The 11,884-nt window shown below is 71.1% G+C and carries 14 protein-coding genes and 1 pseudogene; 5 read left to right on the top strand and 10 right to left on the bottom strand.

Features of this window, described 5'->3' with window-relative positions:
• Positions 1 to 8 precede the first annotated feature (8 nt).
• Genes H7965_RS07210 through H7965_RS07165 form a run of 10 tightly spaced genes read right to left on the bottom strand, consistent with a single transcriptional unit; the run spans position 9 to position 9,736 of the window.
• Positions 9 to 410 (bottom strand): hypothetical protein, encoded by a 402-nt coding sequence (locus H7965_RS07210; RefSeq protein ID WP_186769890.1) that lies wholly within the window; start codon positions 408 to 410, stop codon positions 9 to 11.
• Between the two features lie 5 nt (positions 411 to 415).
• Positions 416 to 781: a nuclear transport factor 2 family protein gene (locus H7965_RS07205; protein WP_186769889.1), complete on the bottom strand. Its 366-nt coding sequence runs from the start codon at positions 779 to 781 to the stop codon at positions 416 to 418.
• A gap of 51 nt (positions 782 to 832) precedes the next feature.
• Entirely contained in the window at positions 833 to 2,005 is a 1,173-nt protein-coding gene (locus H7965_RS07200) for a CaiB/BaiF CoA transferase family protein (protein WP_222440507.1), read from the bottom strand.
• On the bottom strand, positions 1,975 to 3,252 hold the full coding sequence (fahA, locus tag H7965_RS07195) for a fumarylacetoacetase (RefSeq protein WP_186769888.1): 1,278 nt from the start codon (positions 3,250 to 3,252) through the stop codon (positions 1,975 to 1,977). The genes H7965_RS07200 and fahA overlap by 31 nt, the downstream gene beginning before the upstream one ends.
• A complete protein-coding gene (hmgA, locus tag H7965_RS07190) occupies positions 3,252 to 4,565 on the bottom strand; it encodes a homogentisate 1,2-dioxygenase (protein WP_186769887.1) in 1,314 nt (437 codons plus the stop codon). Before hmgA ends, fahA begins: the two co-directional genes overlap by 1 nt.
• 56 nt (positions 4,566 to 4,621) lie before the next feature.
• On the bottom strand, positions 4,622 to 5,482 hold the full coding sequence (locus H7965_RS07185) for an HpcH/HpaI aldolase/citrate lyase family protein (RefSeq protein ID WP_186769886.1): 861 nt from the start codon (positions 5,480 to 5,482) through the stop codon (positions 4,622 to 4,624).
• Positions 5,483 to 5,493: 11 nt separating this feature from the next.
• The gene (locus H7965_RS07180; protein ID WP_229682511.1) at positions 5,494 to 6,705 is read right to left on the bottom strand and encodes a CaiB/BaiF CoA transferase family protein; all 1,212 of its coding nucleotides are present in this window, start codon (positions 6,703 to 6,705) and stop codon (positions 5,494 to 5,496) included.
• Between the two features lie 35 nt (positions 6,706 to 6,740).
• Positions 6,741 to 7,598, bottom strand: coding sequence for an FAS1-like dehydratase domain-containing protein (locus H7965_RS07175; RefSeq protein WP_229682512.1), 858 nt, complete (start codon positions 7,596 to 7,598; stop codon positions 6,741 to 6,743).
• An 8-nt stretch (positions 7,599 to 7,606) separates the two neighbouring features.
• Positions 7,607 to 8,578: a Bug family tripartite tricarboxylate transporter substrate binding protein gene (locus tag H7965_RS07170; RefSeq protein WP_186769883.1), complete on the bottom strand. Its 972-nt coding sequence runs from the start codon at positions 8,576 to 8,578 to the stop codon at positions 7,607 to 7,609.
• A gap of 24 nt (positions 8,579 to 8,602) precedes the next feature.
• On the bottom strand, positions 8,603 to 9,736 hold the full coding sequence (locus H7965_RS07165) for an aminotransferase class V-fold PLP-dependent enzyme (RefSeq protein WP_186769882.1): 1,134 nt from the start codon (positions 9,734 to 9,736) through the stop codon (positions 8,603 to 8,605).
• A 53-nt stretch (positions 9,737 to 9,789) separates the two neighbouring features.
• Between H7965_RS07165 and H7965_RS07160 the strand changes: the two genes are divergently transcribed.
• From H7965_RS07160 to H7965_RS07145, 5 genes and pseudogenes are all read left to right on the top strand, one after another.
• Positions 9,790 to 10,623 carry an NAD(P)-dependent oxidoreductase gene (locus H7965_RS07160; protein WP_186769881.1) on the top strand — a complete coding sequence of 278 codons (834 nt, stop codon included), beginning with the start codon at positions 9,790 to 9,792 and terminating at the stop codon, positions 10,621 to 10,623.
• 87 nt (positions 10,624 to 10,710) lie between these two features.
• Positions 10,711 to 10,896 (top strand): hypothetical protein, encoded by a 186-nt coding sequence (locus H7965_RS07155; RefSeq protein ID WP_186769880.1) that lies wholly within the window; start codon positions 10,711 to 10,713, stop codon positions 10,894 to 10,896.
• Positions 10,893 to 10,985, top strand: a pseudogene (locus tag H7965_RS31915) (FAD-dependent monooxygenase); the annotation flags it as partial. The gene H7965_RS07155 and the pseudogene H7965_RS31915, both read left to right, overlap by 4 nt.
• 109 nt (positions 10,986 to 11,094) lie before the next feature.
• Positions 11,095 to 11,532, top strand: a complete 438-nt coding sequence (locus tag H7965_RS07150) for an aromatic-ring hydroxylase C-terminal domain-containing protein (protein WP_229682513.1) — start codon at positions 11,095 to 11,097, stop codon at positions 11,530 to 11,532.
• A gap of 3 nt (positions 11,533 to 11,535) precedes the next feature.
• The gene (locus tag H7965_RS07145) at positions 11,536 to 11,712 is read left to right on the top strand and encodes a hypothetical protein (protein WP_222440506.1); all 177 of its coding nucleotides are present in this window, start codon (positions 11,536 to 11,538) and stop codon (positions 11,710 to 11,712) included.
• Positions 11,713 to 11,884: the final 172 nt, after the last annotated feature.

Here is an 11,884-nt window from a genome sequence, read left to right as displayed (position 1 = left end):
CACCTGCCTCAAGCCGCGACCGGCGCGGAACGCCGTAGCCCGGCGTGCTCCAGCGTCGCCAGCACCCCAACCACCAGCGCTTGCGCGGTGATGAAGGCGCCGCCCAGCACATTCGGCGCCACCCAGCCCGAGGGCAGCAGCAGCAGGCTGTCCAGCGCCCAGAGCGCATTGCCGAGGATCACCGCCCAGACCAGCCAGCGCGGCACCGCCGCCCGCGTCGCCATCCACAGCAACAGGCCGGCGAAGGCCAGCAGGACGATTCCGCTCTCCCGCAGCAGCGCCGCCGGCAGGTGGAACCAGCCGGCCAGCGGCCCGGCGGCGACGGCCAGCAGCAGCCCCATGCCGAGGCAGGAGGCGGCGTCCAGCAGCAGGACGCGGCGGAGGAAGGGAGAAGGCATGATGCGTTCCATGGCACTCACCCCTGCGGCGCGAAATCGAGGAAGCCGGTGACCGAGGCCAGCCGCCCATCCGCGGCGACCACGGCGAGGTCGGTGCCGCCGGCGACCGCGGCGGCGCCCTCCGGCCCCAGCTCCCAGGCGAAGCGCAGCCGGTCGTGGTGCGCATCGGCATGGCCGCGGCGGCGGAAGCGGGCGCCGGGAAAATGCGCCTGCGCCGCGGCGATCAGCGCATCGATGCCGGCATGGCCCTCGCCTTCAAGCATCGGGTCCACATAGCGCGCGGCCTCGGTGAAGGTCTCGGCGATGAGCGCGCGGCGGCGGACCGGGTCGACCTCGTTCCAGCAGGCGATGTAGCGGTCGATGGCCGCGTCATGCGAAGCCATGGGAGGAACTCCTCGCTGCGCGGCAGGACAGGCCCCGCCGCTGCGGGGAGATCAGCCCTTTTCAGGCGGTGATTCGATTACCTCGGAGGTCATGCCGTGCTGGCCGAGCCGTGGCGCGCCATGGCGGATGCGCGGGCGTTCGCCGTCGAAGGACATCGGCATGGCGACCAGCGAGAAATCCTCGCCCGGCACCGGCTGCAGCATGGACATCGCCGCGGTCTGCGGCTCGGCCAGCACCTCGGGGATGCTGTTCACCGGGGCGCAGGGCACGCCGGCGGCGATCAGCGCCTCGGCCAGGGCGGCGCGCGGCCAGGGGCGCAGCAGCGCGGCGATCTCCGGCAGCAGCACCGATTGATGCGCGAGACGGGCGCGGTTGGTGGCGAAGCGCGGGTCCTCCGGCCAGTCGGGGCTGCCGACCACCACGCAGAATTTGCGGAACAGCCGGTCATTGCCGCAGCACACCAGCAGCGGGCCATCGGCGGTGTCGAAGGCCTGGTAGGGCACGAAATTCGGATGGCCGGAGGCGTGGCGTTCCGGCAGCTTGCCCATGTTCACATAGGCGCTGATCTTCTGCCCGGCCCACATCAGCGCCGTCTCGAACAGCGAGGTGTTGACCACGCAGCCGCGGCCGGTGCGGTGGCGCTGCTGCAGCGCCGCCAGGGCGCCGATCACCGTCCACATGCCGGTGCCCTGATCCACCACGCTGGCGCCCATGCGCACCGGCGGCCCGTCCGGCTCCCCGGTGATGGAGGAGAGGCCGCAGAAGGCCTGGAACAGCGGCTCATAGCCCGGGCGCAGGGACAACGGCCCGAGATGCCCGAAGGCGCCCATGGCGCAGTAGATCAGGCGCGGGAAGCGCGCCGTCACCACCTCGGGCCCGAGGCCCAGGGTCTCGGCGACGCCGGGGCGGAGATTGTGCACCAGGATGTCGGCGTCGGTCAGCAGGCGGAACAGCGCGTCCAGCCCCTCCGGCGTTTTCAGATCGAGGGCGACGCTCTGCTTGCCGCGGTTGAACTCGTGGAAGTTGAGCGCGTCGCCATGGCGGAAGGCGGGGCCCATCTGGCGCGCGTCGTCGCCGCCCTCGGGCTTCTCCACCTTCATCACCGTCGCGCCGAGATCGGCGAGGATGGCGCCGGCGAAGGGGCCGGACAGCACCTGGCCGAGTTCGACCACCTTGATGCCGGAGAGGATGGTCATGTCGCCGGCAGCACCGTGCCGCGGCATTCGCCGAAGCCGATCGGCACGCAGCCCTCGCGCGTCGCGCGGGCGCGGAGGATCACCGTCTCGCCGTCCTCCAGGAAACTGCGTTCCTCGCCATTCGGCAGGCGCACCGGCTTGCGGCCACCATAGGTGATCTCCAGCAGCGCGCCGTAGCCATCCTCGCTGGGGGCGGAGATGGTGCCGCTGCCGAAGAGGTCGCCTGGCGCCAGATTGCAGCCGCCAATGGTGTGGTGCGCCACCATCTGGGCAAAGGTCCAGTAGAGGTGGCTGGTATTGGCCAGCGACAGCCGGAATGGCCCGCCCTTCGGCGTCTGCAGCAGCACCTCCACCGCCAGGTCGAGCGCGCCACCCGCCTGGTCCGCCGGATCGAGCAGATACGCCATCGGCGCCGGATCGCCCTCCGGCCGCTTCGGCTGGGCGATGCGGAAGGGCTCCAGCGCTTCCGGCGTCACCACCCAGGGGCTGACCGAGGTACAGAAATTCTTCGCCAGGAAAGGGCCCAGCGGCTGCGCCTCCCAGCTTTGAATGTCGCGCGCCGACCAGTCGTTCAACAGGCTGAAGCCGGCGATGTGCCCGGCCGCTTCGGCGATGGGGATCGGCTCGCCCTGGGCATTGCCGGGGCCGATCCAGATACCGAATTCCATCTCGTAGTCGAGGTTGCGGCAGGGGCCGAAGCTCGGTGCCGCCTCGGCCGGTGGCTTGCGCTGGCCCTTCGGTCGCCGCACCGGGGTGCCGGAGGGCCGCACCGAGGAGGCCCGGCCGTGATAGGCAACGGGGACATATTTGTAGTTCGGCAGCAGCGGGTTGTCGGGGCGGAATTGCTTGCCGGCGTTGGCGGCATGATGGATGCCGGCGAAGAAATCCGTGTAGTCGCCGATCCGCGCCGGCAGGTGCAGGGTGCAGCCGGCGGCATCGTGCAGATGCGGCCGCACCTCCGCATCCTTGGCGCTGTCGGCGGCGAGCAGGGCGGAGAGCGCCGCCCGCAGCGCGCGCCGCGGCCCGGCGCCGAGGGCGAACAGCGGGTTCAGCGCATCACCGGCGGCGGCCTCCGCGGCGCGGCGCGCCTCCCCCGCCAGCAGCGGCGCGACGGCGCCGAGGTCGAGGATGCTGTCGCCGATCGCCACGCCGCCGCGCGGCTTGCCACCGGGCGGCGAGAAGATGCCGAACGGCAGGTTCTGGATCGGGAAGTCATCATGGCCATTGGCGCTGGCGACGAAGCTGGTCAGCTTCGGGTCGTGCGTGCGATCCATCAGCGGCCCCCGGTGAACATCTTCGGCAGCCCATCCCAGCATGCATCGTAGCCCGGCTGAAGCTGCGGGCATTCCATGGCGAAGCGGGTGGGGCGGATCACCTGACTGGTCTCGAACATGAAGGCCAGGGTGCCATCGATCTTGTGCGGCTTGAGATCGGCGGCGATCGCCTTTTCCGTGGTCGCCGCATCGGGGCCATGGCCGCTCATCCGCGGGTGCAGCGAGACGCCGCCGGGCAGGAAGCCCTCCGCCTTGGCATCATAGACGCCGTGCACCAGACCCATGCACTCGTTCATCACGTTGCGATGGAACCAGGGGGGCCGGAAGGTCGCCTCCGCCACCATCCAGCGCGGCGGAAAGATGACGAAATCCATGTTGGCGAGGCCGGGCGCGGTGGTCGGCGAGGTCAGCACGGTGAAGATGCTCGGGTCCGGATGGTCGAAGCTGACCGTGCCGATCGCCATGAAGCGCGTGGTGTCATATTTGTACGGCGCGTTGTTGCCGTGCCAGGCGACCACATCCAGCGGCGAATGGTCCAGCGTGGTCGCCCAGAGCGTGCCCTGGAATTTCTGCACCAGCTCGCAAGGCTCGTCGCGCTCCTCGTACCAGGCGACCGGGGAGAGGAAGTCGCGCGGATTGGCGAGGCCATTGGCGCCGATCGGGCCGAGCTCGGGCAGCCGCAGCGCCGCGCCGTGGTTCTCCGCGACATAGCCGCGCGCCGCGCCATCCGGCAGCTCGACGCGGAATTTCATGCCGCAGGGGATGACCGCGATCTCGCCCGGCCGCAGGTCCAGCCGGCCGCATTCGGTGGCCAGCCGCAGCCGTCCCTGCTGCGGCACTAGCAGCAGCTCGCCGTCGCTGTCCATGAACACCCGCTCCATGGAGCGGTTGGCAAGGTAGATGTGCACGGTAACGCCGGACAGCGCCTCGCCCGGCGCATTGGCGCCGAGGGTGGCGAGGCCGGCGACGAAATCGGTGGGTGCCTCGGGAATCGGCAGCGGGTCCCAGCGCAGCCGGTTCGGCGTTGGCTCGGCCAGCGGACCGCAGAGCAGCCCCTGGTCGATGCGGCGGAAGGCGCCATGCCCGGCGGAGGGCCGAATCCGGTACAGCCAACTCCGCCGCGCCTCGTGCCGGGGCATGGTGAAGGCGGTGCCGCTGAGCTGCTCGGCATAAAGGCCGTAGGGAACCTTCTGCGGGCTGTTGCGGCCTTCGGGCAGGGCTCCAGGCAATGCCTCGGTGGCGAACTCGTTGCCGAAACCGGAAAGGGTGGCGAGCTCCAGCCCGGCCTCGGCCGGGCGCGGGGCGATGTTCATGGCGACCTCCCTTGACGCGCCTAGCTTGCTCCCACGCCCATCCGTTTCAAGCGAAACTAACGCGCCCGCGCCAGCAGCCGCCGGGCACGCTCGACCACCGGCAGGTCGATCATCGCCCCCTCGAAGGCGACGGCGCCGAGACCCTGGGCCAGCGCATCCTCGAAGGTTGCGATCAGCCGGCGGGCGCGGTCCACCTCCTCCGGCGCCGGGCCGTATTCGGCGTTGATGATCGGCACATGCGCCGGGTGGATGCAGGCGGTGCAGGCGAAGCCAAGCTTGCGGGAGCGGCGGAGCGACTCCCGATAACCCTCCAGGTCGCGGAAATCGGCGAAGGCGCCGACGCTGCCGAGCGGCAGGATGCCGGCGCCGCGGGCCGCCGCCACCGCCATCATGCCAAAGTGATACAGCATGTCGGCGCCCGGCACGGCTTCCAGCTCGGTCGAGAGATCCTCGCTGCCGACGCCGAGCGCCGCCATGCGCGGATCGGCGCCGGCGATGGCGTAGAGATGCGGCAGCGCCTGCGGCGTCTCCACCACCCCGATGAAGCGGGTGCGGCCGATCTCAAGGCCCAGCGCCGCCTCGCGCGTCGCCACCACCTCGGACAGCAGCTTCACATGCTCCGGTCCCATCACCTTCGGCAGCATCAGCGCCGTCACCTCCGGCATGATGGCGGCGGCGATGTCCGGCACCGCCAGCTCCAGCGGCCGGTTGATGCGTACCGCGACCTCGGCGCCAGCCTGGCCGACCACCTTGGCCGCGGCCGGCAGGGCGGCGCGCGCGGCCTCCTTCTCCCCGGGCGGGATGCTGTCCTCGAGGTCGAGGATGATGACATCGGCGCCGCGGGTGTGCGCCTTGGCGATGAAGCGCTCGGCGGTGGCCGGCACGAACATCAGGGAACGCCAGTTGGGAACAGCCATGAACAGGTTCCTCATTGCGCCGCGCCGGTGGCCAGCATGGCGTCGATCTGCACCGCATCATAGCCGGCCTCGGCCAGGATCTCCCGGGTCTGCGCGCCGAGCCGCGGCGCCGGCAACACCTGTTCGCGCATGCCGCCGCGGAAGGTCACCGGCGTGCGGGTGCGGCGGATGCGGCCCTCGGTCGGGTGCTCGTCGAAATTCCAGAAGCCGACATCCTGCAGATGCGGGTCTTCGAGAAGATCATCGATGGTGTTGTATCCGGCCGCCGGCACATCGGCCTTGGCGAAAATCTCCAGCCAGGTGGCGGTGGTCTTCGTGGCCAGCGCCTCGACCTGCACGGTGAAGTAGTCGGCGGCGTTCTCGGTGCGGCGGATCGGCGTCGAGAAGCGCGGGTCCTCCTTCAGTTCCGGTCGCCCGATGGCGTCGAAGAAGGCGAAGGACTGCCGGTTGTCGTTCGGCCGCACCGTGATGTAGCCATCGAGCGTCGGCAGCGGGCGGTAGTCGGCGCTGAGCAACCGGGCGTCGCCGGTCGGCCCCTCCGGCGGGTCGAAGGTGGCGGCACCGAGATGCTCACTGGTGACGAAGCTCGCCATGGTCTCGAACATCGGCACCTCGATCGCCTCGCCGACGCCGGTTTTTTCCCGCCGATAGAGCGCGAAGCCGATCGCCTGGGCGGAGACCAGGCCGGTGATGTGGTCGGTCATCACCATCGGCACGAAGCGCGGCTCGCCGATCGCCCGGTCGAAGGTGCCGGCGACGCCGGACAGCGACTGGATGATCGGGTCATAGGCCGGGCGGTTGGCGTAGCGCCCATCCGTGCCGAAGGCGACGATGCCGCAATGGATCAGCCGCGGGTTGAGCGGCGCCAGCGAGGCATGATCGAGCCCGGCCCGCGCCAGCGCCGCCGGCCGCACGTTGGAGACGAAGACATCCGCCGCCGCGATCAGCCGCTTCAGCGCCGCCAGCCCCTCTGGCTGCTTGATGTCGAGGACAATGCTGCGCTTGTTGCGGTTGAAGTTGATGAATTTGCCGGACATCGCCGGGGTGCGCGAACCGGCGGCGAGATAGCGCAGGATGTCGCCACCCGGCGCTTCCACCTTCACCACCTCGGCACCCTGATCTGCCAGGGTGCGGGTGCAGATCGGCCCCACCACCACGGTCGTCAGATCGACGACCTTCACCCCTTCCAGTGGTCCACCCGTACCCTTGGCCGGCCGATTCACGCTTCGCGCCTCTGGCGCTCCGCGATCGGACGGCATTACGAGAACTCGCAGTCAAGCTGGGCGCAGAGGTTGCCGTTCTTGTCCTGCACCCAGGCGTTCACCTTGCCGTCCTTCGGCGCATGGCCGGCCAGGGTGATGGTGTCGCCGACGTAGATCGGCCGGGTCAGCCGCGCGGTGAAGCCGCGCAGGGTGCCGGGCGTATTCGCCACCGCCGCGTCCAGCAGCAACTGCATGGTCAGCCCGCCATTCTGCACCGTCGCCGGGTAGCCTTCCTCCTGCCGCGCGTAGTCCGCGTCGTAGTGGATGCGGTGGGCGTTCCAGGTGATGGCGGAATAGCGGAAGACCAGCGGCGAGGAGAGGTGCTTCTCCACTGTCCAGGCCGCATCGGCCGGCGCCGGCACCGGCGCGCCGGTGCCACTCTTCTCGCCCGGCTTCACCGCCTCGCGGTAGATCGCATCGAACTCGTCGACGGCGATCACCGCGCCGTTGCGGCGGATGGTGTGGCGCATGGTCAGCACGGTGATGAAGCCGGTGCGCGCCTGCTTCGGCAGGATGGCGGCGACCTCGGCGGTCTTGCTCGCCACGTCGCCGATGCGCAGCACGTCATGGATGGTGACGCGCCGCCCCGCGCCCATGCGTCGCGGCAGCGGGATGGGCGGCAGGAAGACCGCGGGCTTCGGGTGACCGTCCGGGCCGATGTCGCTCTGCCGCGCCGAATCCGCGAAGAACAGAGTGAACCAATGCGGCGGCAGCGGATCGCCATTGCGGAAACCGGCGGGGTCCAGGTCCAGCATGCCGGCGATGCGCCGCACCGCGGCCAGGCCGACATCCTCCTCCACCACGCGGGTCCGGCCGACCCAGGACTGCAATTCGGGGCTCAGCGTCTCGGACATCGGCATTCCTATTCAGCGACAAGGTTGAGGCGGCGGATGAGCGGCGCCCAACGTTCGCCCTCGGCGGCCGCCATGGCGGCGAATTGCGCCGGCGTATTGGCCGGCGCCGCATCGGCGCCAACCCGGGCATAGGCGGCGCGCACCGCCGGGTCGGCCAGCGCCTCGTTCAGCGCGACATTGATGCGGGCGACCACCTCCGGCGGCGTCTTCGCCGGCGCCGCCAGGCCGAAATAGCCGCCGCCGGTGAAGCCCGGGATGGTCTCCGCCATGATCGGCACGCCGGGCCATTCCGGGCGGCGGGCCGGCGCGGTCAGCGCCACCGGCCGGATGCTCGCCTGGTCCCTCACCGTGGCGCCTTCCGGCAGGCCGAGGCAACGGGCATGGATGCGGCCGGAGAGCATGTCGGTCATCGCCTGGGTGCTCTGCCGGTAGGGCACATGCACCATGTCGAGGCCAAGCCGCGCCCCGACATCCTCCATGATGAGGTGGGTGTTCGCGCCGACGCCGGCGGAGGCGAAGGTGAAGCGGCCGGGGTTGGCGCGGATCCAGTCCAGCACCTCGGCGAAGCTGTTGCCGGGGATGGAACGGTGTACCAGCAGCACGTTGTAGGTGGAGCAGAAATGCCCGACCGGCACGAAATCATTCCGCCAGTCGTAGCTGAGCTGGCGGTAGAGCAGCGCGTTGAGGCCGCTGTTGGTCGCGGCAGTGCCGACCAGCAGCGTGTAGCCGTCCGCGGGGCTACGCGCGACGGCCTCGGCGGCAAGGTTGCCGGCACCGCCCGGGCGATTGTCCGCCAGCACCGTCTGGCCGAGGGTGCGGGTCAGCGCCTCCGCGGTGACGCGGCTGACGATGTCGGTCTGGCCGCCGCCGCCATAGGGGATGACGAGGCGGATCGCGCGGTCCGGGAAAGCAGCGCGGGCGATGCCGGGTGCGGCAAGGCCGGCGGCAAGGATCAGGCGTCGGGTGATTTTCGGGTGCATGGGCGTCTCCTCCCGCATCCTAGCCTAGCCCCGCCATTCCGCCAGCAGCCCGGCCATGATCCGCTCCACATCGTCCATCGCGTTGTAGCCATGCAGGCTGAAGCGGATGCGACCGCGGCCGTTCCAGGCCCAGATGCCGCGGTGGTGCAGCGCCTCGGTCAGCGCCGCGGCATGCGGCGTGGCGATGCAGACGCTGGCGCCGTGCCGCCGCGGATCGGCGGGCGTGGTGCTGGCGATGCCGGCCGCGTCCAGCCGCGCCAGCAGCGCCGTGGTCAGCGCCTGCACATGCGCCTGCACCGCGCCAGGCGGAAACCGGCCGAGATACTCCAGCGCGCTGTCCAGCACGTAGAGCGCCGCATGCGCGGGATTGCCGCGGGCGAAGCGCATCGCATCCGGCAGCAGCGCCAGCCCTTCGCGGTAATCCGGCCGCGCCATGGAGGCGATGGAATGCCAGCCCGCGGTGCTCGGCATCCACTGCGGCCGCCGCGCGCGGTTCCAATAGGCGATGGCGGTGCCGGTCATCCCGAGCTGCCATTTGTAGCTGGCGGCGAAGGCGAAATCCGCCAGCCGCGGGTCGATCGGCAGATATCCCGCCGCCTGGGTGTGATCCACCAGCAGCAATGCCCCCACCCGGTCGGCGATGGTGCGCAAGGCGGCGAGGTCGTGGCGCGCCCCGGTCAGGTAGGAGACATGCGAGACGGCGATCAGCCGGGTCCGCGCATCCACCGCCGCCGCCAGCGCCGCCGGATCGCCAGCGCTCGCATGGCGCAGCGCGACGCGCGGGCGGCGCTGCAGCGCCAGTGGCGCGACCAGCGAGGGGTATTCATCCGGGTCGGTCACCGCATTGTCGCCGTCGCGCCAGTCGAGGCTCTCGACGATCATCGAGACGCCTTCGGCGACATGCGCGGTGAAGCCGATGTCGCCGCGCTCCACGCCCCAGGCGGAGGCGATCCGGTCGCGCACCCGCAGCACCACCGCATCCTGCGCGTCGCGGCCGGGCGGGCCGTTCGACTTGTCGGCGGCGTAGCGCGCCAGCGCGGCATCGTGCCGGCGCAGGAACGGCGTCTCGCCGCCGGCGCAGACATGGGTGATGCCGGCGGGGATGCGGAAATCTGCCGGGTCGAACAAGGGCCGGCCGGCCTCGGCGATTGCGGGCATGGCGGCACCTCCTCCCGGGGCTAGACTGCATTCGATCCACAGGGAAGCACAGCATGCCGACCATCGCCATCCTCGCCCAGGGCGCCATGGGCGCCGGTATCGGCCGCCGCCTGGCGCAGCGCGGCTGTACGGTCCTGACCAGCCTCGCCGGCCGCAGCGAAGCCAGCGCCCGCCGCGCCGCGGAGGCCGGGATGCGCGACGCGACACCGGCGGAGCTCGCAGGCGCCGACATCTTCCTCAGCGTGCTGCCGCCGGCCGAAGCCCAGGCCACCGCGGAATGGCTGGCGCCCGCCCTCGCCGCGGCGCCGCGCAAGGCGGTCTATGCCGACTGCAACGCCATCAGCCCGCGCACCGCGCTGCTCGTCGCCGGCATCATCGCCCCGACCGGCGCCGGCTTCGTCGACGGCGGCATCATCGGCGGCCCGCCGCGGGAGGATGGCTACACCCCGGTGCTCTATGTCTCGGGCGAGGAGGCCGGACGGCTGATGCCGCTGAACGACCACGGGCTGGAGGTGCGGCTGACGCCGGGCGGGGTCGGCGCCGCCTCGGCGCTCAAGATGTCCTATGCCGGCATCACCAAGGGGCTGGTGGCGCTGGCCTCGGCGATGATCCTCGCAGCCGGGCGCAACGGCGCGGCGGAGGGGCTGCGGGCGGAACTGGAGCGCAGCCAGCCGCAACTCCTCGCCTGGTTCGGCCGGATGGTGCCCCCGATGTACGACAAGGCCTATCGCTGGGTCGGCGAGATGGAGGAGATCGCCGATTTCACCGGCCCCGAGGCAGCGGCGATCTACCAGGCGATCGCCGGCTTCTACGCGACCATGGCGACCGACAATGCCGGGCCGAAGGAAGCCACCGCGGCGCTCTCCGCCTTCCTCCGCAAGGGCTGAGCCCATGGCGCTCGGCCCCGGCGTCTACGCCGGCCCGCCGCGCTTCGCCGCATCCCGAATCGGCGGGCCACGGCGGCGCGGCGTGGGGTGCCGGCTGCCGGGCCGGTCGGGCTGGCGGTGGTGGCGGGCCTCGCGCGGCGCGGCACGCCCTGCACGGTGATCGAGCCGCGCGACCAGGTGAGCTTCGGCAGCGGGTCACCTGCCTCTCCCGCCGCTCGCTGGAGATACCAGGAGGGATTCGGCGTCGCCGCGCCGATCCTCGCCGCAAGGTGATCTTCACCGGCGACGCTGCGCATCTGGTGCCGGTCTTCGGCAGCGGGCCGAACTTCGGCACCGACGATGCTGGCAACCTGGCCTGGGAACTGGCCGCGGCGATGGGCGGGGAGAGCCTGGCAAGCCTGCTCGACAGCTATTCCGCAGAAATCTTCCGCGCGAGAGAACATCCGCGCCGCCCGCAAGAGCACGCTGTTCATGACCCCGCCCGGCCGCGGCCATGCGCTGCTGCGGGAGGCGGCGCTGTCGCCGGTGGTGGGCGGGGAATTCACCCGCGGCCTGATCAATCCGCGGCAGAGCGGCGCCATCGTCTTCCCGGCCTCGGCGTTGCAGACATCGGCGCAGTGCGAATGGTGCGCCGGCCCGCCCGGGCAGGACCCTGCCGAGCGTCCCGCTCGGCACGGCTCATGCGCAGGTACTGGTCGGCCGCGCCCAACGCTGCTGCTGGCGCCGGGCCATGCGGGAGCGGAGGCGTGGTGCGCCGGACGCAGGTGGCTGGTCCTGGATGCGGTCGCCACCGTGCGGCTTGGCTTGGCGGCGCCGGGCGCGGGGTATCTGGTGCGACCGGATGGGCATGTCGCTTGGCGCTGGCAGGATTTCGACGCCGCGGCGCCAGCCGGGCTGATGAGGCATTGAATGATGGATGCGAACGATATTGAAGCCTTGTGGGCGGCGCTGGCCGAGGCGGTGGACCAGGCTGGGCCGGAGCGGGAGGCGCTGTTCCTCGCCAAGCTGGCCCTGTTGCTGGGGCGGGAGGTGGGTGATCTGGACCGGGTGCGGGCGCTGCTGGCGGTGGCGCTGCGGGACCTTGATTGAGCCGGATCGGTCAGGTGCCACTGACATCGCCCCGCAGCCGTAGCCGCGGGGCGGTGCAGCGCCCTCTACGTGTCGGCCCGGCGACAGGCCGGGTGCGGGATACGCCCGCACCATGCGGCAGGAACCGCTCCTGCAACGCCGGAAAGAGTGGGACGCTTCCCGGGTCGCCTGT

It is taken from the genome of Siccirubricoccus deserti, from assembly GCF_014283215.1.
In the GTDB taxonomy this organism is placed as follows: domain Bacteria; phylum Pseudomonadota; class Alphaproteobacteria; order Acetobacterales; family Acetobacteraceae; genus Siccirubricoccus; species Siccirubricoccus deserti.
Note: the sequence above shows the minus strand (reverse complement) of the source record. Positions and strands in the feature narration are given on the sequence as shown.